The sequence below is a fragment of the Paludisphaera rhizosphaerae genome (assembly GCF_011065895.1).
GTDB classification, from domain to species: domain Bacteria; phylum Planctomycetota; class Planctomycetia; order Isosphaerales; family Isosphaeraceae; genus Paludisphaera; species Paludisphaera rhizosphaerae.
This window is the reverse complement of sequence record NZ_JAALCR010000007.1, coordinates 191204-214804: the sequence shown is the minus strand read 5'-3', so window position 1 is coordinate 214804 and position 23601 is coordinate 191204. Positions and strand designations below refer to the sequence as shown.

17 protein-coding genes are annotated in these 23601 nt (G+C 68.6%); 7 read left to right on the top strand and 10 right to left on the bottom strand.

Annotated features, from left to right (window positions below):
* Positions 1-8 precede the first annotated feature (8 nt).
* Entirely contained in the window at positions 9-614 is a 606-nt protein-coding gene (locus tag G5C50_RS11295) for a 3-keto-disaccharide hydrolase (RefSeq protein ID WP_165069093.1), read from the bottom strand.
* Between the two features lie 244 nt (positions 615-858).
* On the opposite strand from G5C50_RS11295, the gene G5C50_RS11290 reads away from it, so the two are divergent.
* Positions 859-1269, top strand: a complete 411-nt coding sequence (locus G5C50_RS11290; protein WP_165069091.1) for a hypothetical protein — start codon at positions 859-861, stop codon at positions 1267-1269.
* A gap of 104 nt (positions 1270-1373) precedes the next feature.
* Here the strand turns inward: G5C50_RS11290 and G5C50_RS11285 are convergent, their stop codons facing one another.
* From G5C50_RS11285 to G5C50_RS11265, 5 genes are all read right to left on the bottom strand, one after another.
* Positions 1374-1625 carry a hypothetical protein gene (locus tag G5C50_RS11285; RefSeq protein ID WP_165069088.1) on the bottom strand — a complete coding sequence of 84 codons (252 nt, stop codon included), beginning with the start codon at positions 1623-1625 and terminating at the stop codon, positions 1374-1376.
* Positions 1626-1725: 100 nt separating this feature from the next.
* Complete coding sequence (locus G5C50_RS11280; RefSeq protein ID WP_165069319.1) at positions 1726-2757, bottom strand: DUF1559 family PulG-like putative transporter; 1032 nt, start codon at positions 2755-2757, stop codon at positions 1726-1728.
* Positions 2758-2848: 91 nt separating this feature from the next.
* Positions 2849-3049, bottom strand: a complete 201-nt coding sequence (locus tag G5C50_RS11275) for a hypothetical protein (RefSeq protein WP_165069085.1) — start codon at positions 3047-3049, stop codon at positions 2849-2851.
* 296 nt (positions 3050-3345) lie between these two features.
* The gene (locus G5C50_RS11270; RefSeq protein WP_165069082.1) at positions 3346-4728 is read right to left on the bottom strand and encodes a DUF1501 domain-containing protein; all 1383 of its coding nucleotides are present in this window, start codon (positions 4726-4728) and stop codon (positions 3346-3348) included.
* Positions 4729-4815: 87 nt separating this feature from the next.
* Positions 4816-6054, bottom strand: a complete 1239-nt coding sequence (locus G5C50_RS11265) for a c-type cytochrome (protein WP_165069080.1) — start codon at positions 6052-6054, stop codon at positions 4816-4818.
* 239 nt (positions 6055-6293) lie between these two features.
* Here G5C50_RS11265 and G5C50_RS11260 point away from each other — a divergent pair, with 239 nt between their 5' ends.
* Positions 6294-8120 (top strand): TolC family protein, encoded by a 1827-nt coding sequence (locus tag G5C50_RS11260; protein ID WP_165069078.1) that lies wholly within the window; start codon positions 6294-6296, stop codon positions 8118-8120.
* A 7-nt stretch (positions 8121-8127) separates the two neighbouring features.
* Here G5C50_RS11260 and G5C50_RS11255 read toward each other — a convergent pair whose 3' ends face one another.
* The 4 genes from G5C50_RS11255 to G5C50_RS11240 form a co-directional block, all read right to left on the bottom strand.
* Positions 8128-9417: a hypothetical protein gene (locus G5C50_RS11255; protein ID WP_165069075.1), complete on the bottom strand. Its 1290-nt coding sequence runs from the start codon at positions 9415-9417 to the stop codon at positions 8128-8130.
* A 10-nt stretch (positions 9418-9427) separates the two neighbouring features.
* Positions 9428-12385: a c-type cytochrome domain-containing protein gene (locus tag G5C50_RS11250; RefSeq protein WP_206107651.1), complete on the bottom strand. Its 2958-nt coding sequence runs from the start codon at positions 12383-12385 to the stop codon at positions 9428-9430.
* Between the two features lie 74 nt (positions 12386-12459).
* Positions 12460-14952 (bottom strand): DUF1549 domain-containing protein, encoded by a 2493-nt coding sequence (locus G5C50_RS11245; protein ID WP_206107650.1) that lies wholly within the window; start codon positions 14950-14952, stop codon positions 12460-12462.
* A 253-nt stretch (positions 14953-15205) separates the two neighbouring features.
* Positions 15206-16582, bottom strand: coding sequence for a DUF1501 domain-containing protein (locus tag G5C50_RS11240; protein WP_165069067.1), 1377 nt, complete (start codon positions 16580-16582; stop codon positions 15206-15208).
* Positions 16583-17847: 1265 nt separating this feature from the next.
* Here G5C50_RS11240 and G5C50_RS11235 point away from each other — a divergent pair.
* From G5C50_RS11235 to G5C50_RS11215, 5 genes are read left to right on the top strand one after another with little or no spacing between them, the layout of a single operon-like run.
* Entirely contained in the window at positions 17848-18894 is a 1047-nt protein-coding gene (locus G5C50_RS11235) for a glycosyltransferase family 2 protein (protein WP_165069064.1), read from the top strand.
* Complete coding sequence (locus G5C50_RS11230) at positions 18777-19778, top strand: NAD-dependent epimerase/dehydratase family protein (RefSeq protein WP_165069062.1); 1002 nt, start codon at positions 18777-18779, stop codon at positions 19776-19778. The genes G5C50_RS11235 and G5C50_RS11230 overlap by 118 nt, the downstream gene beginning before the upstream one ends.
* Positions 19775-20908 carry a DegT/DnrJ/EryC1/StrS family aminotransferase gene (locus G5C50_RS11225; protein WP_206107649.1) on the top strand — a complete coding sequence of 378 codons (1134 nt, stop codon included), beginning with the start codon at positions 19775-19777 and terminating at the stop codon, positions 20906-20908. The genes G5C50_RS11230 and G5C50_RS11225 overlap by 4 nt, the downstream gene beginning before the upstream one ends.
* Entirely contained in the window at positions 20895-21644 is a 750-nt protein-coding gene (locus G5C50_RS11220; protein ID WP_165069059.1) for a class I SAM-dependent methyltransferase, read from the top strand. The genes G5C50_RS11225 and G5C50_RS11220 overlap by 14 nt, the downstream gene beginning before the upstream one ends.
* A gap of 47 nt (positions 21645-21691) precedes the next feature.
* Positions 21692-23599 carry a hypothetical protein gene (locus tag G5C50_RS11215; RefSeq protein ID WP_165069056.1) on the top strand — a complete coding sequence of 636 codons (1908 nt, stop codon included), beginning with the start codon at positions 21692-21694 and terminating at the stop codon, positions 23597-23599.
* Positions 23600-23601: the final 2 nt, after the last annotated feature.

Below are 23601 nucleotides of genomic sequence, written 5' to 3'. Positions count from 1 at the left end.
GGGACCGATCACTTGATCTGGATGTGACGATACTCCATCTGGCCGCGGTCGCCTTCCAGACCGATGGGGCCGGTCTCGGGGAGCTTGAATTCGGCTTCGAGGACCTCGCCGTTGCAGGTACAGCGGGCGACGCCGTTTTTGGCGACGACCTCGATCAGGTTCCACTCCTGGGGCTTGTAGCTCTTGAGCTCCTTGTACGGCCCGGCGACGAGGTAGTCGCGGCACTGGAGCTGCGGCTTGCGGATGAAGACGCCGCTGTCCGCGTTGACGCTGGCGCGGAACTCCAGCTTGAGAGTGAAGTCGCCGGGGAACTCCTCCACCGTGTACATCGCGGAGATGAGCCGCTCCTTCCCCTTGGGGAAGTTCACGGTGAGGACGCCGTCGCGGGCCGAGTAGCGGCCGTCGTCGCTGGAGGCGGTCTTGCCGTCGAACTTCTCGGTCACCTCGCCGACCTTCGGCGCCTTGCCGTCGACCTTGGCGCGGAAGCACCAGCCGGTCAGGTCGTGACCGTTGAAGAGGCTGCGGAAACCGGCGTCGGGCCGCCAGTCGTCGTCGCGGACGGGGGCGACGAGTGCAATGGTCAGCAGGGCGGCGAGGGAGAGCTGCGCTTTCATGGACCACTCCTGGGGAGCGGAGGGATTCGGATGTGTCAACCGGACGGCATCGTAACCGGGCGGCGAGGGGGGCTCAAGCGGCCTGATCGGACTTGCGGCAGGCCATCCAGGGGAGGCGAATTCCGTGGACAGCCCCGCCAGACTGGACTCCAATACTCCTGACAGGGGCAGAGCCGCGGACGGCGACCGCCGAACCGCGGCAAGAGGTCGCCGAGGGCGAAGGCTGCAAGGAGTTCGTCGCGACATGCCGATTCGAGCGGTGAACCGATTCACGATCCGCCGGATGCTGATCTTGATCGCCCTGCTGGCCGTCGCGCTGGGGGTCGGTCGGTGGGTTTATTGGCGGTATCTACGCCAGGGAGTCGTACATACGTACTACGTGGGCGACCTGGCGGAGATCCCGCCCGCGGCGACGCGGCCGGGCGTGATCTCGCCCCAGGCCCTGGCGACTCTGAACGGCGAGGCCGACCTGTTGAAGTCCTCGATCACGCCGGACGTCTGGTGGCTGGGGACGCGATCGGTTTCGCCCTTCCCGACTTCAGCGGCCCTCGTCGTCCGCCATACGGAGGCCGGTCACGCCCAGGTGGCCGAATGGCTGAGGCGTCGGCGCGACCTCTTTTACAAGGCGAGGAACTCGTCGTCCGTCGCTCCGTGATCGCGCCGAGGGCCGCGCTCACGGCTCTGGCGCAGCGAAACGGCCGGTCTCCGCAAAGCTGCGCGAGACCGGCCGGTGGTTGAGCGAGGCGCTCGGAGATCGCGTCAGTTTCGACCCGTGCTGACGGCCTCGTCGCCGAGGTTCAGGTTCGGGTTCTGGGGGTAATCCTCCAGGGGGGGCGTCGGCGCGGGGGCGTCCGAAAGTTGGAAGCCCAGCTCCTGAACTGGGACGTCGATCGACCCAGCGCCTCGGACGGTTTCGTCCGGTTCCTCGCAACCGGAGCCGAAGACGAGGCCGACGATGAGGAGGACGAGTGCAGGCCGGCGAAGCGGCGTGGAGAGCATCGAACGGTTCATGGCGTGGCGTCTTGAGATTCCAGGAGGATCGACGTTGGCGTCACGGAACCGGCCGACCCTCGCGCGGAGCGCGGGGCCGGCCGGGTGGAGGCGCCGGAGATCAATACTGGTCTGCGCTGAGGACCTCGCCGCCGTTGCGGGTGGAGAGGGCCTGGTAGATGCCGAAGCCGACGCCGGCGGGCAGGGTCATGCCGTACGGGCTGGCGTTGGTCGCGCCGGGGGGAAGGCCGTTGATCTGCGGCGTGGCGATCGTCCAGGAGCCGATCGAGTCCTTCAAGAAGCGGACCGAGCCGTCGCAGAGGGCCACGTTCACGCCGCCGGGGTGGAAGCTCATGGCGTCGAGGATGGCGAATTTCTGCAGGGCGTTGTTGCCGGGATCGTTGGCGGGGTCAGAGTACTTGCGGCCCCAGTTGGGGGCGAACCGGGTCTCGAGCGCGGTCGAGGTGGGGTCGGAGCCGCTCCAGATGTGGATAAGCGGCTGGGTCGTGGAGCTGAAGACGCCGTGGCCGTTCTCCGAATACATCATCGTGTTGCTGGTGCCGTCGGTGATCGAGGCGATTGAGACCGGGCCGGCGATGATGGCGCCCTTGGCGTACTGGGGGATCGCCGGGTCGAGGACCAGGCCGGTCGCGCCGTAGGTCCCGCCGAAGGCGTTCCAGGGGCCGACGACTCCCGAGTAGTGCGAGTGGGCCTGTTTGAACGTCGGCGGACCGAACTGGATCGCCTCGGTTTTCATCGCGGTGGGGTCACTCGGGCAGTTGAACGTCGAGATGACGATGCCCGGAACCGTCCAGTTAGCTTCACCGAAGAACGCCTGCGAGAAATTCGCCGCATTGAACGGGGCGTTCTGCTCAATGAACGGGCAAATCCGCAGCAGCGACGAAAAGCCGATGAGCGTCGGGTTGGTTCCCTGAGTAAGCACCGACGGCGGGAAGACGCTGTTGGCCGACTCGTAATTGACGGCGCCGAGAGCAATCTGCTTGAGGTTGTTCGTGCACTGGGCGCGGCGGGCGGCTTCGCGGGCGGCCTGCACGGCCGGCAGCAAGAGCGCGATGAGGACGGCGATGATGGCGATCACCACGAGCAGTTCGATCAGGGTGAAAGCCCGTCGCGGAAGGCGGATCGTTTCCATTTCCGGTTCCTGAGTGGGTTGAGAAGACTCGCCGGCGGCGGAACGTCGTCGAGAGACGGCGCGCCGGTCTGGGACGTGGGGTGAAACAAGATCAGGGATGCTGCGCGGCCTTGGATGCCTTCGAGCCCTTGACCGTGGGCTGGAATTTCAACATCTCGACGGGGACGTCGATCGACCCGGCCCCTCGAACGGTGTCGTCCCCCCCGCAGCCGGAGCCGAAGGCGAGACCGACGACGACGAGCGAAACCAGAGGAAGCCGGCGACGCAGCGAGGGGAACGGGAGGCGTTTCATGAGGCTCGTTTCGTTTCCGTGACAGCGCAGGCCGAACGCCGGCCGCGAGCCCCGGTCCCTTGAATGTTGAGATCGATCGGTGATTTGGTGATGAATCGCCGGTCGATGCAGGGGATTGACAAACCTCGTCGCCAGCGGGTGGGTGAGGAAGGAATCCCGGGGCGTCAGGCAGAGCCGGGGGGAGAGTCATCCCAGCGCGGAACACGATCATAGTGGTCCGGAGCGGTCGCGGTCAATCGAGTTTCATTTCGACATTCGCAAACCCGTGAATCATCACCACGTCCGCCGCTTCACGCTCATGCTCCGAAGAGGGGAGCGATGGGACTCCCCTCGCAGAGACGGAGGGGGCGGCCGAGACGGTCGCGGATCTCGGACGAAGGGTCGACGCCCAGGGCGTGGTAGATGGTCGCGGCGAAGTCGCCGGGAGAGTAGGGGGGACTGGCGGGATAGGCGCCGATGCGGTCGGAGGCGCCGATGGTCTGGCCCCCCTGCACGCCGCCGCCGGCGAAGACCGCCGAGAAGACGGCCGACCAGTGGTCGCGGCCGTCCGGCGTGTTGTTGTTGCCGGTGCTGGCGCCGATCCGGGGCGTCCGGCCGAACTCGCCCGCCAGGACGACGAGCGTCTGGTCGAGCAGGCCGCGGGCCTTGAGGTCGTCCAGCAGGGCGGACATCCCCCGGTCGGTCGGAGGCAGGAGGTTGTTCTTGAGGTTTTTGAAATTGGCCGAGTGCGTGTCCCACTGCTGCACCCGGCCGAGGTTCACCTGGACGATCGGCACGCCGGCCTCAACCAACCGGCGAGCCAGCAAGAGCGACTGGCCGAACATGTGGCGGCCGTAGCGGTCGCGGGTGATTGCGTCTTCCTGGTCGAGGTCGAACGCCGCGGAAACCCGTCCGGAGAGGAGCAGCGACATCGCCCGCGCTCGCTGGTCGCTCATGGGATCGCGGCCGACGTCGGTGCGGGCGAGCATCTCAGCATTGACGCGATCCAGCAGGGCCTGCCGACGCTCCAGCCGCTCGACGCTGAAGCCGACGGGGAGCGCCAGGCTCTCGACGCGGAAGCCCGGTTTGTTGGGGTCCTGGCGGATCTGCCAGGGGTCGTGCCGGGGGCCCAGGAATCCCGCGTGCTGGCCCGGCCAGGTGAGGGGGCCTTCCATCAGGAACGTCGGCAGCATGACCCCCGTGGGGACGCCGTCGGTCCGGGGGCGGAGGTAGTCCAGGCCCGAGGAATAGCACGGGTAGTCGTCGCGCGAGGCGATCTTGTCAAAGAAAGCACCCGGCTGCGAGTGCCCGGTGAGGATCTCGTGGGTGGCGTTCAGGTGGTTCGTGTACTTGTGCGAGAGCGATCGCACCACCGCGAGGTCCCCCGCGCGCTGGGCCAGCAGCGGCAGGTGCTCGCAGAACCGAATGCCGGGGACGGAGGTCTCGATCGGCTGGAACTCGCCGCGGATCCCCTCGGGGGCGTCGGGCTTCATGTCGACCGAGTCGATGTGGCTGAGCCCGCCCGACATGAACGCCAGGATCATCGCCTTCGCCCGAGGCGCAGCGGCCTTCGGCGACCGCTCAGACGGTGCCGTCGCGGCCATGACCTGGGGAAGGCTCATCCCCAGGAATCCCGAGAAGCCGACCTGCAGGACCTCGCGGCGGACGAACCCGCGCGCGTGGGCGTGATTCGCGTTCATCGGCACGATCCTCCGTGTCGTGAGCTTACCCGAACCGCCGTGATGCAGGCCAGCGCAATCGGAGGGATCGATGAATGTCAACGCGGGTTATTCGGCGGCCGTCTTCATGAGGTAGGCGACGATGTCGCGGAGCCGGGCCTCGCCCAGCACGGGGACCAGACCGGGGGGCATGAGGGAGGTGGAGGCGGGGCGGAACTCCTCGATCTCGTCGCGGCGGATGATGGTGGGCTTGGCTTCGGCGTCGATGATCCGGATTTCGTCCGGCCCCTGGGCGCGGACGACGCCCGAGGCGACGCGGCCGTCCTTCATCGAAACCGTGTACGAGACGAAGTCGGGTGCGACCGTCTCATTCGGCAGGGCGATGCTGCGGAAGATGTAATCCGCTCCCTTGCGGCCGATCTTCGTGAGGTCGGGACCGACGTTGTTCCCCTTGCCGGCGGCGATGTGGCACTGCGAGCAGAGCGCTTCCTTGCTGAAAAAGGCCGCTTCGCCGCGCGACGGGTCGCCGCCGGCCAGGTTGGGGATCTCCAGGGGCTCAGGGGCGGCGGCGGTCGGAGCGGGGGTGGCCCAGGGGAGCAGGAACTTCGCCGGGGCGGCGGACTCGTTGGGCGTCCACGAGAGCTTGATCGGGCCGGGGGTCGCGTCGGGGCCGGTCCGGATCGTCAGCGAAAGGAAGACCGGCTGCGAGGCGTCGGCGATGGTGAAGGTCATGCGGGACTTCGGCCCTCCCTCGGGCTCGCCGTCGCCGAAGAAGCACTCGACGACCGGCGCGGGGGATTCGATCGTCGCCTCGACCTTGCCGGCGGCGGGGAGCTTCACCATGGCGTCCAGCCGGAGCCTGCCGACCTTGCGGAGGTCGGCGGCCCGTCGCGAGGCGCGGGGGTCGAGTCCCGGCAGCCATCCTTTCCACGAAGGCTCGGGGCCGGGCTCGGCGCCCTCGAACCACGACGCCTCCACGCCGTTGAGGCCGTAGACCGTTTTCGCGGCCAGGCCGTCGAGCGGCAGGACGTAGCGAGCCTGCCGAGGGTGCGGGTCGGTCGCCAGCACCAGCAGCCGGCCTCCGTCCTCGACCTTCACACCGGCGATCTTCAGCGCGCCGAGGGGTTCGGCCGATGGACCCGGCATCCCCTCGCCGTCCTCGTAATACGCGATCGTCCGCCCCGCCAGCGCGGCGGCCGTCGACGCATCGACGGGCTGGGGCAAGGCCACGGCCACTTCCAGCGGGCCAGGCGTCCAGACGGTCGCCTCCGGCGGAGCCGCGGCCGTGGACAGGACGAGAAGGGAGAAGGCAAGCCCGATCGGGGCATGTCGGCGGGGGGTGGTCATGGTGCTGTGGATGCTCGGAGGGTTGACTTCGGAGTGTGGGGACCCCGTCCCGTTCCGGCTTCATCGTAACCGATGGATCAAGCCCCGCGATGGATTGATCGACCTTGACCCCGGCGGCGATTTGACGCAGAACAGGGCGGGCCCACGTCTCCACCTCGGCCCTCGCCGCGCAAGGATGCACGGCTGAAACGATCGCTGGGGCGACTCGTCGCATGCGAATTCATGGACGATTGAAGGTCTTGGGACTTGCCTCCGTCTGCGCCGTGGCAGGCGAACTCGGCTGCGTCCATCAACCCGCCACGTACGAGCGGGCCGACCTGGTTCGCCGGATCAACGGCGAGGGGCTCGAAGCCGCGAAGGGGGCCGCGACGGTCGACGCCGGCGTCGTGAAAACCTCCGGCGCGCAGCAGGAGTCGCGGGCCGAGCCTTCTCGCGAGCCTTTGCCCGACGCGAAGCCGGCCGGCTCCCGGCCCGAGGAGGCCGCCGTCGGCGAGAAGCCCAGGGAAGGCGAGGCGGAAGCCGAAGCCCTGGCCGAGGAGTTGTCGCTGGAGCGAGCCCGCGAACTGGCCATGCGCTACAGCCCCGTGCTGAGGGCCGCCCGGGCGGCCGTCGACGCCTCGATGGGCGATCTGGAAGTCGTCGACGCCGCGTTCAAGCCGGCCTTTCAGGGGAACTACGGCTACCAGGCGTTCTCGTCGGACGTGGGGTTCGTTGGCACGCGCGGCCGATTTCCCGTTCTGCCGGTGCGTGGGTTTGGTCCCGGAGCGCAGGACTTCCACGTCAGCGAAGTCCAGATGAAGTGGACCATCTTCCAGTTCGGCCGGCTCCTCTCCAAGGACCGCCAGGCCCGGTTCAAGACCGAGGTCGCCCGGCTGGAGGCCGACCGCGCCTGCCAGACCGTCGCCTATCAGGTGGCGCGGACGTACTTCCAGGTTCTGGAAGCCGAATCGGCCCGGAAGATCGCCGACCGGGCCGTCGAGCGCGCCGAGGCTTACCGTCGCGAGGCCGGCGACCTCCTGCAGCGAGGCTCCATCACCCGGGAACAGGCCCTGCGCGTGGAGGCCGATCTCGCCAGCGTGCGCCAGGCCCAATCCGACGCCAGGAGCGAGGAAGAGGTGGCGGTCGCCGCGCTGAACCAGACGATGGGGATCAACGTCAACGCCCCCACGAGGGTCGCTGAGCGTCGCGACGCCCCCCGACTCGACCTGGAGTTGAAGGGGGCGCTGGAGATCTCGGTGGCGAACCGGCGGGAAATCCCCGTGGTTTTGCGAGGGATCGCCATTGCGCGGGAAGGGGTCGATTTCGCCCGCGCTGAGTTCCTCCCCAGCGTGTCGGTTCAGGCCGGCTACTCGAACGTCACGGGAACCGGCGTGCAGAATGCGAACGTCGGCGCCGGTGGCATCTTTCTGACGCAGGACCTTTACGCCGGCGGCAAGCGGCGGGGCCAGCTCCGCTCGGCGGAGGCCGGCCTGCGCGGGGCGGAGGCCCAGGCGCAACAGGTCTGCGACCTGATCGCCTTCGAGGTCAACGAGGCGTTCCGATCCTTCGAGGACGCCCGATCGCGGATCGACGCCGCCCGCGCCGTGTACCTCCAGGCGGTGGAGAACCACCGACTGGTCGGCAGCCGTTACCAGGCGGGCGACGCCACGCCGGCCGAGGTCGTCGAGGCGCGGGCGTCGGAGACGAAGTCCGAGCAGACGTTCAACTCGGCCTTCTATCAGTACCAGCGGGCCCTGGCGCGGCTGGAGTACGCCGTGGGCGGGCCGCTGCCAATTTCGGCCGAGCAACTCCCGGCCGCCGCGCCCGTTGAGGCCGGTCCCGACCGCACGCCGGGGCCGCCGTCGGGCGAGTCCCCGTTCCGCGCTCGTCCTGGCGGTTCGTTGCCGAACCTGCCGAACGCGCCGAGCTTCGCCCTGCCGTCGACCGAGCCGGCTCCGTCGATTCCATCGCCGACGATCCCCCCGCGCAGCGGTCAACCGTCGGGCGAACCCGGTCTCTTCGGCCCGCCGTCGTCGCTGTCGCGCCCCCCCTATGAATCCAACTCGCCCTACGGCGCGAAGCCCTGAGGCGGCGTCACTCCGCCTTCAGGACCTCTGTCCGAAGCCAGGCGTCGACGATCCAGAAAAACGTGCAGTAATGAAGCTTTGAGTAGTCGTAGTGCGCGGCGATGCGGGCGATCTCCGTCGCGAGGGACCGCACGAGGTCGGCGTCGGGGGCGAGTGAGACGATCCAGGCCGCGGCGGTGGGTTCGCGGATGAAGGCGTTCTCCAGCCGACGCCGGGGAGAGGCCTTCTCGAACTCGCGGACCTGGGCCTGGGCCAACGCCTGGGCCTCGCGCTCGTCGGCCTGGGGCTTCCACAGGGGCATCATCGACTGTCGCCAGTCGGTGGTGAACGGCGAGCGGTCGGCGGGGTCGAACCTGGCATAGACGGGGAGACCTCCGGCGGCCAGCCGGGCGCTGGCGGCCAGGCCGCGGGCGAAGGCGGCCCTGGCGGCTGGGTCGTCCTCCATCTCCCACAGGCCCCGGAGCGCGGCGACGGAGACGCACGACGTCCAGGCGTGGGTCGGCGCGTAGGTGTAGACCATGCCCCGCTCGCAGACCTCGCGCCGGGTGCGGCCCTCGGGCCCGCGCTCGTCGAGCATCTCCCGGCAGCGACGTTCCCAGGCCGCGTCGCCGGTCATCGCGTGGAGGGCGCGGAGGACGAAGAGCGGGCGGGGGGCGTCGTCGAAGCCGAAGCCGGCGAACGTCCCGCGCGTCGGGTAGGGAGGTTCGGCGGGCATCTTCCAGCCGAGCCGGATGACGGCCTCGGCCGTGGCGAGGAAATGGGAGACGATCCGCCGCCGCTCCTCGTCGGTCGCCGGCCCGTCGCGCCAGTAGCGCCAGAGCCCGTAAAACCACGGCCCCGTCTGGTCGTTCGAGCCCATGGGGAAGTGCGAGCGGCCGTCGGTCGAGACGCCCCGCGCCACGAAGCCGGGGGCTTGGTCGCTGACGCTGTTGAGGAGGAGCAGGCCCTCCATCAGACGCCGGGCCTCGGCGGCGTCGGCCTCGGTCCGCGAGCGTCGCCAGGCGTTGACGGCGGCGTCCATGTACAGGCCGTTGAACATCGAGCCGTTCTCGATCGGCTGGAACCAGCCCAGGGCGTTCGGCTTGCCGGCGCGGCACTCGTCGGGCGTGGGGAGGTCGACGGAGCCGTCCAGGCCCGTGAAGTCGACCATGACGCCGTGGCGGTCGAGGAACCGCCGACGGATCTCCCCACGCGCCTGTTCAACGCCCTCGGCGGCCGATCGCGCCGTCGCAGCGTTCGCGAATCGCGGCGCGATCGCGGCCGAGGCGCTGAGTTGCAGCCAGGTCCGACGGTTCATGCGACGCCTTTCAGCGGGTGGAGGCCGTTCCCGCGACCTGCGGGCTTCCCGGAGCGGGCTTGACCACGCGGAGAAGGACGGGTCGGCTCGACGCACCGCCGCCGGCGGCCGTCGTCAGGTGGAGCGGCCGGACCTGCTCGCCGACAGTCGGGCCGGCGGTGACGAAGAAGGTCCGCTCGTTCTGGCCGGCGACGACAAGCAGGCCGTTGAGCCCCAGGTTGTCGACGAAGGCGCCGTAGGGGAGGTTTCTCCCGGCGCCCTCGGTGCCGAACGGGATCGGGCCGTCGAAGCCGTTGCGCTCGACGACGAGCTTGAGCGTGATCGTCTTGCCGGCCTCGACGACGAATTCGAGCGGGCCGTCGCCCGTCGCCGCGACGGGCTGCGCTCCATCCGTCGCCACGGCGATGGCGACTTTCAGCTTCGACTCCGCATCGATCGAGATCGCCCCCAGGGCGCCGGCCTCGTGGGTCACGGAGCGGCCGTCGATCTGGGCCGTCGCGACGAATTTCCCGAGCTTGGCCTCAGCCTCCTCGGGAGCGGTCGCGCCGGGGTCGGCGAAGATCACGCCCTCGGCATCGACCTGACCGGCCTCGATCACAACGGGGGTGGAGGCGTGGAAGCCTTGCGGCAGGCCCTCCAGGTCGACGCGGATCGGCCCGTCGTAGCCGTCGATCCGACGCGCGGAGACGCGGAACTCGCGGCCGCCTCCCGGGGGGATCTTGGGCGTCTTGCCGACCACGGCGGTCGTCACGGAGAAGTCCGGCCGGCGCGGGCGGGCGATGAGGGTGTAACCGTGGTCGGGCCCCTGGAGGCCGCGGACGTCGCGGACCTTCACCAGGTACTCGCCGTCGGCCGGGGCGGTGAAGGTCAGTTTGGAGTCTTTGCCCAACTCGCGGAGGGAGTCGTCGTCGTTCTCATAGTGGATCGTGAAGACCGGCAGGCGGTTCTGGGCGATCTTCGTCCCCGGCGGATGCGGCTGAACGATGTAACAGGGCTCGTTCAGGGCGTGGGCCAGGGGGGTCGTGTCGAAGTACCCCCACCGGCCCGCACGGCCGGGATAGACGAGGAAGCCGGAATCCGCCCCGCGCGGGGCCAGCCACAGTTTGGCGACCTCGCCGTTCGCGTAAAGATATTCGTCGATCGACATTTCTTCCCAGTTGAAGATCCGGAAATCGTTGAACTGGTTTCCGTCCTTCCCGCGGAAGGTGAAGTACGACTCGCGAACGGCCTGCAGGACGACGCGAGGGATTCGCTCTCCCTTGGCGTTGAGCACCTCGATGAACGAGTCCAGCTTCGAGGCCGGTTCGGCTTCGGCCATGGCCATGGCGTCAGGCTTGGCGGCGGCCTTCGGGGCAGGCTTTGCGACGGCTTTGGTCTCGGCCTTTGCGGCGGCCTTCGCCGCTGGTTTCGCGGCCGGTTTGGGGGGCGGCTTCGGGGCGGACCGGGCGGCGTCGATCTCGAAGATGAACTGCTCTCCGGCCTTCGCCGAGAAGCGGTAGTAGTCGACGTCTCCCCCCGCAGCCGGGCCGTCGGCGATCTTGCCCGTGATACGGGCGGGGATGCGGATCGCCAGCGCCTGCTCGGGCTGGTTGTTGGGCTCGTGTTCCTCGCCCTGCTGGACGGACTCCTCGGACTCTGAAACGGCGAGGACGGCCGGCGCGGGTTGCGCCGGGGCGGCGTCGGCCGTGGCGTTGCGCGGGACCGTGAACGTCGCCAGCGAGCCGTCCATCCGGCCGACGTCGATCCGCGATGCGCTCGCGAAGGCGAGGGCGGAGGGGACGTCGGGCTGGTCGGGCCAGGAGTGGATCTCACTGTAGTCGGAGGCCCGCCAGACCTTGACGGTCCGGTCCTCGGCCGTGGTGACCAGGGTGGCGCCGTCAGGCGAGAAGGTGAGGTGGATGATGGTCCCCTCGTGGGCGAACTTGGCGAAGGTCATCGGGTTGAGGCCGGGCTTCTCGCGCGAGTCGAACCGCCAGACGCGGATGTTGCCGTCGCCGCCGCCGGCGACGATCGAGCGTCCGTCCGGGGTGAAGGTGCAGCAGAATTCGGCCTTCAGGGGTTGAGGAAGCGTGTCCATCCGCGTGCCGTCCTCGACGCGCCAGACCTTGCAGGTGTCGTCGGCGCTGGCCGTGACGAGGAAGCGGCCGTCGGGGCTGAACGCCAGGTCGTAGACGGCCCCGGTGTGGCCCTCCAGCGTGTGGAGCAGGGCGCCGGTCGCGGCGTCGCGGATCTCGATGTTCTTGTCGTAGCTGCAGGTGGCCAGGCGGCGGCCGTCAGGGGAAAGCTCGGCGTCGTAGAGGATGTCGTGGTGGCCCTCGAACGAGCGGACGAGCGAGCCGTCGGCCGTGTTCCAGATCGCCGCGAAGCCCCCCAGCCCGGCCACTCCCGAGGCCGTCACCAGGCGCTGGCCGTCCGCCGTGAAGTGGACCGCGGTGACCTGTCCCGGGTGCTTGCCGATCGTCCGGCCCTTCGATGCGTCGGTCCCCTCGACGAGCGTCACCTCGGCGTCGCGGGCCACGGCGGTCAGGCGGCCGTCGCGCGAGACGTCGAGCGCGGCGACCGGCCGGACCTTCGCGTGCGAGGGGACCTTGGGGACGGCCAATGCCAGACGGGGAGGCTCCTCGCCGACCGGCCCCTGCGCGCCGGCGGCGATCCACGCCTCGATCAGGGTGATCTCATCGGCCGACGGTTTGGGCTCGTTCTTGGGGGGCATGACCGGCTTGCCGCCCCCCGTCATGAGCCGCATCATCAGGCTCTTCTTGGGATCGCCCGCGACGACCGCGGCCCCTCGGCTCCCTCCCTTTCGCAGCGCGGCGTAGGTGGCGACCGAGAAGTCGCCCTCGGGCTCCTCGGCGTCATGGCAGCCGGCGCAGTACTTCTTGAGGACGGGCGCGACCCCGTCCTTGTAGTCGGGCGTCGGGGCGATGGCGATCAGCGTCGCCGCGAGGAGGTGGAGCGGCATGGTCATCGGCCCTTGGTCGACAGGTGGTGTTCCGGGACCATACACCCCCGCGAGGGGGGAAGGCCGTCGTCGTTGATAGATCAGTGATTGAACAAGAACTCCCGGCTGCTCATCAGCCCCCAGGCCAGATCCTCGACCACCTCGACTTCGGTCGGGTCGTTGGGCGGGGGGAGGAGGTCCTGGAGCTTCGTGCGTTCGGCGGCAGTTGGGAAGCGGGCGAGGGACCAGAGGTACAACTCGTCGATCAGCGCCGCGTCCGACATCCCCGTTCGGCGGAGGCGGATCAGGCGATGGATCCGGCCCTCCTTGACGTGGAGCTTCTCGTTGAGGGTCGTGCCGTTGGACAGGTGCAGCACCTGGGCCATCGTCGGCTCGTCGGAGCGTTCGCACTCGCAGACGATCCGCCGCGGGTTGCGGCCGAACGACTGGAGGAACGGGTTCTCCACGGCCGCGTCGTAAAGCTGGATCGCCCGGGTGCCGGGCGGGTAGAAGTCGGTCTTTTCCTTATCGCCGCCGGGGAAGCCGATGAACTCGAACTTCGTCGGCGCGTCGGTCGCCTGGACGATCGCGTCGTGCAGGACCTCGGCCATCATCCGCCGGGGGTAGTAGCGCGAGTAGAATCGATGCTCGGGCTCATTGCCGGCCAGCGGCTTGCTCGATCGCTGGTAGGCGTTCGACCGGAGGATCTCCCTCATCAGCGCCTTGAGGTCGAACTTCTTCTCGACCACGAACGCCGCCGTCGCCGAGAGCAACGCCTCGTTGCTGGCCGGGTTCGTCGCCCTCATGTCGTCGACCTGCTCAACCAGGCCGACGCCGAAGTAGTTCGCCCAGACCCGGTTGGCGATCGACCGGGCGAAGTACGGGTTCTCCGGGGCCGTGAGCCATTTCGCCAGCGCGACGCGGCGGTCGGCCGGATCGTCGAAGGCCAGCGACCCGCCGTCGAGCGGCGTCGGCGGCTGGGGCTTGCCGGTTCGGGGCTGGACGAGTTCACCGGACTCCGCCACGTACAGCGTGCGGAGGCCGTCGCCGTTGCGACCCTCGCCGCCCCAGCCCTTGGCGCGGACCCGGGCGAACAGGCTGGCCATGCCGTAGTACTGGTCGTTGGTCCATTTTTCGAGCGGGTGATTGTGGCACTTGGCGCAGCCGATCGAGAGGCCCAAAAACGCCTGGCTGACGTTCTCGGTCATGTCCTCGGGCGACTGGCTGAGGGCGTAGAAATTGGTCGCCCCGTTCTCCACGCTCTCGCCGGCGGAGGTGACGATCTCGCGGACGAAGCGGTCCCAGGGGACGTTGTCGGCCACCTGCTTGCGGACCCACTGGTAGTACGCCTTGAGCGCCGCGGGGCGGAGCCGCGTGCCGTTGAGGGTCAGGACGTCGCACCACTTGTAGGTCCAGTAGTCGACGAACTCCGGCGAGGCGAGCAGGCGGTCGACGAGGGCGTCGCGGCGATCTTCCGAGGGGTCGGCCAGAAACGCGCGGACCTCGTCGGCGGTCGGCGTCCGGCCGACGGCGTCGATGAACGCGCGGCGAAGGAACTCGGCGTCGGTGCAGGCGGGCGAGGCCGGCAGAGCCAGCCTGGCGAGCTGCTCGTCGATCTTCTCGTCGATGAAGTTCCGGGGCTTGCGATTGTCGACGACCTCGCCGGAAGAGGCGGGCTCCCCCTTGTAGGGGACCGTGACGCGGGCGATCGCCAGCTTGCTGGCGAACCAGGCGACCACGGCGCCCTCGCCGGGGCCGACGACCTGCACCTTCCCCTGGTCGTCGATCCGGCAGACGGACTCGTCGGCCGACGACCATTTGACCCAACGGGTGACGTCCTCGGTGCGACCGTCCGTGTAGACGGCCCGGACGAGAACCTGCTGCGACCGGCCGACATTCTGGATCGACCGCGACGGGGCGACTTCCAGGCGCTCGACGCGCGGGTCGGTCTCGGAGGGGGTCGGCGCGCCGGCGGCGATCCACTCGGAGAGGATGCGGTATTCGAGCGAGTCGGTCGCGAACTTCACTCCTCCCTTGTGGGGGATCGCGCCGGTGGGCTTGGCCAGGAACAGGCTGCGGCCGGGGTCGCTCAACTCGACGCGGCGTCCGCGATCCTGCTTGACGATGTTGAAGAAGTCGGCGTCGGGGTCGTACCCCTGCAGAGAGAGCCGGAAGCCTCCCTTGCCCGCGAGCGCCCCGTGGCAGGCCCCCGAGTTGCACCCCTGTTTCGCCAGCACCGGCTGGACGTGGCCGCGGAAGGACCATTCGAAGGGGCGGGACATTCCGGAGACTGTCACCTTAACGTCGGCCGAACGGTCGCCGACGCGGGCCGTGATCGTCGCGGCTCCGTCCCCGACGGGCTCCACGACGCCGTCCTTGACCTGGGCCACGGCCGGGTCGCTGGACGACCAGGAGACCCCCTCGACGATCTGGCCGCCGGTCTCGCCGCGGGCCGACTCCTGGACGATCAGCCGCTGGCGGCTCGCGGGCGTGCTCAGCGCGACCTCGGCTGGGAGCGCCGCGATCGGCGGCGGAGTCTCGGCCCGCGCGAGGGCGGCGGAAACGAAGGTGAAGGCGGCGATAAGCGACTTCACCGTCAAGGATCTTGAGGGAGCCGCCATAACGGCCTTCCCCCCTGGAGGGGGAAGGTGGCCCGAAGGGCCGGATGAGGGGGACGATCGGCGTTGGACCTGGCACCGGCGAGGATCATCAATCCCACGGCGGTCGTCCCCCTCATCTGACCGCTTCGCGGTCTGTCTTCCCCCTCCAGGGGGGAAGACGGTTTTCGGCAAGGTTCCCCAAAAGGCGTAACGATCAGGCATCATGGTCGGAGCGCCTCGGGTGTTATCAGAACAGTTCGCGGATCTCTCGGCAGCCGAAGTCGACGAGCGGGAAGGGCCGGCCGGCGGGGCCGGGGAGGGTGGCTTCCAGGTCCAGGCCGAGGCAGTGGAAGATGGTCGCCGCCACGTCCCCCGGCGAGGTCGGCCGGTCGGCCGGCACGGCGCCGATCGGGTCGCTGGCGCCGACGACGCGGCCTCCTTGCACGCCGCCGCCGGCGAACCCCACCGTGTAGCAAAGCGGCCAGTGGTCGCGACCCCCCGCCGGGTTGATCCGGGGCGTCCGGCCGAACTCGGCGAGGTTGCAGACGAGCGTCGAATCGAGCATCCCGCGGCGGTCCAGGTCCTCGATCAGGGCGGAGTACGCCTGGTCGTACATCGGGCAGACGATGTCGCGCATCCCCTCGATCGAGGTGAACGGCTTCGAGCCGTGGATGTCCCAGGTGATCTCGTCGAAGACGGTCAGGAATGCGTTGACGGTGACGAACCGGACGCCCGCCTCCACCAGACGGCGGGCCAGCAGGCAGGACTGGCCGAGCCGGGTCATCCCGTAGCGCTCGCGGACCTCGGAGGGCTCACGGCCCAGGTCGAACGCCTCGCGGGCCTCGGGGCTGCTCATCAGGCGGAAGGCGGACTGGAAGTCCTCGCCGAGCAGGGCGGCGTCCTCTGAGGCCTCGAAGGTCGAGACGGCGTCGTCCACCAGCTCGCGGATCTTGCGACGGCGGTCCAGCCGGACGCTCCCCATCTCCGGCGTGGGGAGCAGGTCGGGGGCGCGGAAGCCGGGCTTGGAGGGGTCGGCGTTCAGGACGAACGGGTCGTAGGCCTTCCCCAGGAACCCGCCCGATTGGCCGTTGGGGAGGTTGCCGCCGCCCCGGCCCATCAACTCGGGCAGGACGACGAACGGCGGCAGGTCGGTCTTGCGGCCCTTGAGGCGGCCGACGACCGAGCCGATGTGGGGCGTGTTGACGCCGCCGGAGAAGATCCGGCCCGTCTGCATGACCTGCCAGCCGGCGTCGTGCACCGCCGCGCCGGTGTGATGGCAGGATCGGACCAGCGAAATCTTGTCGGCGATCGCGGCGTGGCGGGGGAGGATCTCAGAGAACTGGATCGCCGGGGCCTTGCTGGCGATCGGCTTGAACGGCCCGCGGATCTCGGCGGGGGCGTCCGGCTTCATGTCCCAGAGGTCCGTGTTGCTGGGGGCTCCCAGGTTGAAGATCATGATGCAGGAGCGGTCCTCGGCCCCGGGCTTGACCGCCCCGGCGGCCTTCGCCGCGAACCATTGTGGCAGGCCGAAACCGATCGCCCCCAGGGCGCCGGCCTGGAGGAAGTCGCGACGGGTCGCGCCGTCGCAGGTCGTGGTGCGGCCTTCGCCGGTGAGCTTGAGCATGCGCAGACCCCTGTTCGGCGGACTCGGCCGCGGCGGACGGTAGGCGTTGACCAACGAATGCACGAGCAAGCAAGCGAGAGGCGGGAATGAATTTCAGATCATTGAGCGTGCTTCGGGTTCAGGATAGCCGGGGCTTCATCCTGATTCCAGGGTTTTAGCGCCTTTGCGCATGAATACGGCCGCGCCTCCTGATTAAACCGGACAAGCGCGGCCGAGACGTTTTTTCGTGCTTCAGGGCTGGGCGGGGGCCCCAGGTTTTCGCCGAGAATGGCCGGTTCGCCAGCTTCGATGCGCGGTTGCATGACTCGCTAGCGTCGCCGTAACTCCGTAGTGCTTAGGATATTAAGATGCGGAAATCTAGTCCGAAAGCCCCTTTTCTTCTTGCTCGGCGCGGCGTGTAAGTCACTAATAGGGGCATGGCGGTTTTCACCTCGGGCTGGTTGTGCTTACACGCCAAGCTTTGAAGGCGTCGGCCTCTCCCTCCGCGGCCAGGGTTTTCGTTTTGATCCGCAATCACAAGCGTAAAGCCTGTTTGGTGGTGTGGCTCGTGATCGCCCAGTCGTTTGTGGCGCACGCGATCGTGCCGGGCTTGATGCTCCGGCCGGTTGCGGCTGGGCCCCAGTCGACGAAGCAGGATCCGGGCGCGTCGGTTCTGCGGCCCGCGGCCTGCGCGTCGCGAGGAGCAGCGGTTTGTCGGATCAAGGCGTCGAAGGCGGGTGAGGCTTCTCACCTGCCGGGGCGTCGCGGTCGCACGGACCGTTGCCGGGCGTTTTTCATCGCCTTCAAGGCCACACCGACGAAGGGACCGCTCGACTGTCTGATGTTCGGCCTCGCCGATTGCGTCCGCCTGCTCGATTCGTCGGCGTCCTCCCCGGACGCTGTGCGAATAGGCTCTCCCGCAGCCCGCCAGCCTGTCATGTTCACTTCGCTCACGATCGAGCTCTGTCGCCCTCGTTGTTGACGGATCTGCAGCGTCTGCTCGCCGACCTCGGCGGGGCCGGAGCGCGATCTCGCGCTTCGAGGCGGTCGTACTCGACCGCTCAGACGCTTCAGGCGGGTCGTGACGACGACCTCGTCGCCGCTTCCCATCCTCTGTCAGCTCCCAACATCAAGAAGCTGCGGCCTGGAGACGGGCCGGCTGTTCAGCGAAGGCGGCGTCACCGCTGCGTCCTCGAAGGTCCGACGGCGGACCGTTGATCGAGGGAGCGCTATCCGGTGGGCAGAATAGCGACGAGCGACGATTTGATGGAAAGGACGTGACGGCAATGTCTTGCAGCATCGTTATCCCAGTTTACAACGGAGCCGAGACGATCGGTCCGCTGGTGACTCGGCTGGTGGAGGTCCTCGACCGCGACGGACTTCAGATCGTGCTGGTCAACGACGGCAGCCCAGACCACAGCGGCGTGGTCTGCCGGACGCTTCAGGAGCGTTATCCGGAGCACGTCGTTTACGTTGAGCTGGCGAAGAACTTCGGCGAGCACAACGCGGTGATGGCGGGTCTTCGGCACACCACGGGATCGCATGTCGTCGTGATGGACGACGACTTCCAGAACCCTCCCGAGGAGGTTCGCCGGCTCGTCGCGCACGCCGCCAGGCACGACTACGACGTGGTCTACACCCGCTACGAACGCAAGCACCACCACTGGTTTCGCAACCTGGGGAGCCGGTTCAACGATCGGGTGGCCACGGTTCTGCTGGACAAGCCGCCAGGGCTTTACCTCTCCAGCTTCAAGTGCATGAACCGGTTCACGGTCAACGAGGTGCTGCGATACACCGGGCCGTATCCGTACATCGACGGCCTGATCCTGCGCTGCACGCGGCGGATCGGCGTCCTCCAGGTGCGGCACGACCCGCGCACGGTGGGGCGATCCAACTATACGCTGCGCAAGCTGTTAGCGCTTTGGCTCAACATGTTCGTCAACTTCTCCGTGCTTCCCTTGCGGGTGAGCACGTTCGCCGGCTTTGTGGCCAGCCTGTTGGGCGTGGCGCTGGGCGTGGCGACGACGATTGAGTGGATTCTGCGGCCCGGAACGCCCGTGGGATGGGCGTCGATCGTGGTCACGCTGCTGACGTTCTCCGGCGTGCAATTGATGATGCTCGGCGTCGTCGGCGAGTACATCGGGCGGCTGTTCCTATCGGGGAACCAGACGCCCCAGTTCGTCGTCCGCGAGGTTCTTCAGGAGGCGGAGCAGCCATGCATCAGGATCAGGGGCTCGATCAATTCCGAGACCGAAGCGTCCTCGTCACGGGAGGACTGGGATTTCTCGGCAGCAACCTCGCGATCCGTCTCGTCGATCTCGGAGCCCGCGTAACGATTCTGGACGCGATGCTCGACGATCACGGCGGCAATCTATTCAACATCCGGGATGTCAAAGATCAGGTCACTGTCAACTTCAGCGACATCCGCGGCGAGTCGAGCCTGAAATTCCTCATCCGAGGACAAGATTTCATTTTTCACCTCGCCGGGCAGAACGACCACGTCCTGAGTCAGACCAATCCGTTCATCGACATCGACATCAACATCAAGGGAACGGCCAACCTGCTGGAGGCCTGCCGCCGCCACAACCCGGGCGTGCGGCTGGTTTACAGCGGGACGCGGGGAGAGTACGGATCGGCCGTGATGCTGCCGGTCAACGAGGAGCAGCCGGTCCGGCCCAAGGGGATCTATGAGCTGTCGAGCCTGACGGCGCAGCAGCTTTTTCAGATCTACCACGACATCCAGGGCGTGCGGTCGGTGACGTTGCGGCTGACGAACATCTACGGCGAGCGGGCGCAGATGCGGCACAACCGGTTCGGGGTGGCCAACTGGTTCGTCCGGCAGGCCCTCGACGGCGAGGTGATCCGGGTTTACGGCGACGGCTCGTACCTCCGCGACTTCGTGTACGTCAGCGACGCCGTGGACGCGATGCTCCGATGCGCCGTGACCGAGGCGGCGTACGGCGAGGTCCTCAACGTGGGGAACAACCGGGCGTACTCGTTCCGCGAGCTGGCCGAGACGATCACGAACGCCGTGCCGGGGAGCAGTTGGGAGTTCGCCCCGTTCTCGCCGGAGCGGGCCGCGCAGGAGCCGGGCGATTTCTGCTCGGACGTCCGGAAGATCCGCCGAATCGTCGGCTGGACGCCTCGGGTCGGGCTGGAGGAGGGGGTCCGGCGCACGGTCGACTTCTACCGCAAGCATCGGGAGCATTACTGGTGAGCTTTGGTCGGGTGGAATTCCTCGACCTCGCGCGGCAGTACCGGGCGGTCCGCGCGGACGTCGACGCCGCCGCGAGCCGGGTGCTGGCGCGGGGATGGTATGTGCTGGGCGAGGAATGCGCCGCGTTCGAGCGCGAGTTCGCGGCCTCCTGCGGAGCGGCGCACGCGGTGGGCGTGAACTCCGGAACCGACGCCCTGACCCTGGCGCTTCGGGCCTGCGGCGTGGAGCCGGGCGACGTGGTGCTCACGGCGGCCTTCACGGCGGCGCCCACGGTCTGCGCGATCGTCGCCGCCGGGGCGGTCCCTCGGCTCGTCGACGTCGATCCGGTCACGCTCTGCCTGGACCCGCAGGCGCTCCGCAGGGAGCTTGAGACGGGCGTCGGCGGCCGGGCGAAGGCCGTCGTGCCGGTGCACCTGTACGGCCATCCCGCGCCAATGGGGCCGATCCTCCGCCTCGCCCGTGAGCACGGGCTGAAGGTCGTCGAGGACGCCGCGCAGGGGCACGGGGCTCTGTACGAGGGGAAGCCCGTGGGGACCCTCGGCGACGCTGGCTGCTTCAGCTTCTACCCGACCAAGAACCTCGGCGCCTGCGGCGACGCCGGCGCGGTCGTGACGGCCGACCCGGAGATCGCCGCGCGGGTCGCCAGCCTGCGGAACTACGGCGAGGAGTCGAAGTATCGCAACCGGATCCGCGGCGTCAACTCGCGGCTGGACGAGATCCAGGCGGCGATCCTCCGGGCCAAGCTGCCGTACCTCGACGGCTGGGTCGCCGCCCGGCGGTCGCTGGCGCGGTTCTACGACGAGGAGCTGGCGGCGGCCGGCCTGACGACGCCGCACGAGGCGGCGAACGCCCGCCACTGCTATCACCTCTACGTGCTCCAGCGTCCTGATCGAGAGCGCTTCCGCGAGCGGCTGCTGGCGCGCGGGGTGGCCACGGCGGTTCACTACCCGCTGCCGATCCACCTGCAGGAGGCCTACCGCGACCTCGGCCGCGAGCCCGGCGGGTTCCCCGTCGCGGAGCGGGCGGCGCGCGAGGTCGTCTCGCTCCCGCTTTACCCGGAGTTGACTGACGCGGAAGCCCGGTTCGTCGCGGCCGCCGTGCGAGAGGAGGCCGGCGATGGAGACCGCTGAGTACGACGTGATGTTCCGCAACGAGGACGCGCACTGGTGGTACTGGGGCCTGCGCGACCTCGTCCTGCCGTTCGTCGCGGCCCGGGCGAAGGAGCAGGGGGGAGCCGTCGCCGTTCTCGACGCCGGCTGCGGCACGGGGAAACACCTGGACGCCCTCCGGAAGATGGGGACGGAGGCCCTGGGCGTGGAGCTGGCGCCGGCGGCCTTCGAGTTCCTCCGCCGCCGAGGGCTCGACGGCGTGGCGCGGGCCTCGATCAGCCGCGTCCCGTTCCCCGACCAGTCCTTCGACGTGGTGCTTTCGACCGACGTCGTTTGCTGCATCGAACCGCCGGGCGACGGCGAGGCCCTCCGCGAGCTGGCGAGGGTGCTCAAGCCCGGGGGCTGGCTGGTTCTCAACCTGCCGGCCTATCCGAAGCTCCGCAGCAGCCACGACGAGGCGGTCCACGTTCGTCGCCGGTTCACCCGAGAGTCGCTCCGGGGGCTGTTGACCGACGCCGGCCTGCGGATCCGGACGCTCACGTACCGGAACACCTTGCTCTTCCCGATCGCCGCGCTGGTGAGGTTGGCCAAGCGGGGCTCGGCCTCGCACGCGAAGCCGGCCTCCGACGTGGCCCCGCTGCCTGGGCCCGTCAACGGGCTCCTGAAGCTGCCGCTTTCCCTGGAGAACCGCTGGATTCGGCGGGGGGGACGGCTGCCGTTCGGACTCTCAGTCTTTTGCATCGCCGTGAAGCCATGAATCAAACGACCTCAACCGAGATGGACGCGCAGGGGAGGGACGACCGCATGGAAACGCCCGCTGCGACGTCCCCCCTTGTCGAAGAACCCAAGGCGGCGAGGACGAGCCTGCTCAAGCTCGTCCTCACCGCGTCGGCCGTGGTGGGGCTCGTCTTCGGGATTTATCTCTGGCAGGACCTGGCCGAACTGGTCCGCGGCTGGCTGATGTTGCTGCTTCCTCCCTGGTTTCGTCTGCCCTTGCAGGCGAGCGCCTGGTTCTTGGTGGTCGTGGCTCTGGCGCCCGTGCTGCGGCGCCGGCCGACGCACGTCGGTCGCTGGACGGTTCCAGCCAAGCTCTGGAACGATCTCGACCGCGCCGCGTCCTGGGCGTTGGGCGGCGGACTGGCCGCCGTTCTGACGGCGACGGCCGTGGTGTTGTTCGCGGGATGGCTGCCGCATTACCTGGTCTGGCCCTGGTGGACCGACACCGGCTATTTCGCCCTCACGGCGCAGGCGTGGGAGGCTGGCATCCTCCCCTATCGCGACCTCTTCGACTTCAACTTCCCAGGCCCGACGTACCTTCACTGGATGCTGGGGAAAGTGTTCGGCTGGGGCCATACGATGCCGTTTCAGGCGTTCGACGCCGCCCTGATCGTGGGGTTGGGGTTCGTCCTGACGGCCTGGAGCCGCAAGCACTTCGGGGGGGCGACGCCCGGCCTGGTCGGGTATCTCGCGGTGCTCGTCTATTACATGTCGCAGAACTACTCGATGGTCGGCCAACGCGACTGGCATGCGCCGCTGTTCGTGGTTTTCGCCCTGCTGATGCTGGAGACCTGGAACGGCCCGCGGGTCTCGATCGGTTCGGGCCTGTTGTTCGCGCTGGCGTTGAGCATCCGGCCCTACCCGGTGGTTCTGGCGCCGGCGCTGCTGGCCGCTCTCGACGAAAACGCGCGGCCGGAAGGCGGGTCGTGGAAGAGTACGGCGCGGGGGGCGGCGTGGTGGTCGGTCGTCGTGGGGGCGGGGTTGATCGCGGCGGTTGCGCCGGTGGTGCTCGCGGGCGTGGCCGACGACTTCATCTACTGGTTCAAGTTCGCCTGGTACGGGAGCGGCTACGATCAGCATGGGACTGGTTTGCGGAATCTGTCCGGCGAGTTTCTCGGCCCGCTGAAGAATTTCGCGGGGTTCGCCGTCTTCGCGGGGCTGCTCGCCATGACTGTGAAAGATCGTCCCCACCGCCGCCTGGCGCTGACCTGGCTGCTGGCCTTCCTCGGCGTGCTGCTCTACAAACCGCTGAGCCCGCAGGCGCACTTCTATCTGGACCACCCGGCGGCGCTCGTCTGGTGCATCGGCCTGGCGACCGTGACCGGCTGGATCTGGACCGCTCCAAGCCTCGTCCCGACGTTTCGGGCGCTGCTGGTCGCGACCATCGTCCTGCACGCACATCCCTGGCATACGGATTATTGGATTCCTCGCGCCAGCGTCGTCGCCCTGAGCGATCTGATCGTGGGTCGCCAGCCGATCCAGAGGCCTCCCGGGTGCATGGGGGCCCTCGACGCGGTGGGCTCGTCCCCCTTCGTCTGGGACGACTACAGTCGCACGCTCGATTACCTTCGCAATCAAACGGGGCCCCAGACGCGGGTCGGCGCGTTCTTCCGCAACAACCCGTTTCCGGCAGTCAACGCGCCGGTCGGCCGGCTGCCGCTGTTTCCCTCGCCTGGAGGGATCCTTTGGCTGCGGTTCGCCGCTCCGGGGCTGGAGGCTCCCTTCGCCGAGGCGTTGGAGAAAGCCGACGACGCCGTGGTGGTCTGGACCCCCGGTGTGAATCCCGAGCCCCGAGTTCGGTTGCCCGGACTGGAAGCGATCGTCCGCAGCCGCTACGAACCTGAGGCCCGATTCGGCAAGATCGAGATCTGGCGGAGGAAGGCGGAGCCCGCCGAGCGATCGGAGCCGATTGCATCGGAGAGCCGGGGCGGGTGAAC

Bases quoted from the DNA above. Each gene is read 5' to 3' on its own strand.
- G5C50_RS11275 (WP_165069085.1), bottom strand. From the start codon at position 3,049: ATGAAACGCCTCCCGTTCCCCTCGCTGCGTCGCCGGCTTCCTCTGGTT.
- G5C50_RS11255 (WP_165069075.1), bottom strand. From the start codon at position 9,417: ATGAACCGTCGGACCTGGCTGCAACTCAGCGCCTCGGCCGCGATCGCG.
- G5C50_RS11280 (WP_165069319.1), bottom strand. From the start codon at position 2,757: ATGGAAACGATCCGCCTTCCGCGACGGGCTTTCACCCTGATCGAACTG.
- G5C50_RS11270 (WP_165069082.1), bottom strand. From the start codon at position 4,728: ATGAACGCGAATCACGCCCACGCGCGCGGGTTCGTCCGCCGCGAGGTC.
- G5C50_RS11265 (WP_165069080.1), bottom strand. From the start codon at position 6,054: ATGACCACCCCCCGCCGACATGCCCCGATCGGGCTTGCCTTCTCCCTT.
- G5C50_RS11290 (WP_165069091.1), top strand. From the start codon at position 859: ATGCCGATTCGAGCGGTGAACCGATTCACGATCCGCCGGATGCTGATC.
- G5C50_RS11220 (WP_165069059.1), top strand. From the start codon at position 20,895: ATGGAGACCGCTGAGTACGACGTGATGTTCCGCAACGAGGACGCGCAC.
- G5C50_RS11285 (WP_165069088.1), bottom strand. From the start codon at position 1,625: ATGAACCGTTCGATGCTCTCCACGCCGCTTCGCCGGCCTGCACTCGTC.
- G5C50_RS11235 (WP_165069064.1), top strand. From the start codon at position 17,848: ATGTCTTGCAGCATCGTTATCCCAGTTTACAACGGAGCCGAGACGATC.
- G5C50_RS11240 (WP_165069067.1), bottom strand. From the start codon at position 16,582: ATGCTCAAGCTCACCGGCGAAGGCCGCACCACGACCTGCGACGGCGCG.
- G5C50_RS11250 (WP_206107651.1), bottom strand. From the start codon at position 12,385: ATGACCATGCCGCTCCACCTCCTCGCGGCGACGCTGATCGCCATCGCC.
- G5C50_RS11295 (WP_165069093.1), bottom strand. From the start codon at position 614: ATGAAAGCGCAGCTCTCCCTCGCCGCCCTGCTGACCATTGCACTCGTC.
- G5C50_RS11215 (WP_165069056.1), top strand. From the start codon at position 21,692: ATGGAAACGCCCGCTGCGACGTCCCCCCTTGTCGAAGAACCCAAGGCG.
- G5C50_RS11230 (WP_165069062.1), top strand. From the start codon at position 18,777: ATGCATCAGGATCAGGGGCTCGATCAATTCCGAGACCGAAGCGTCCTC.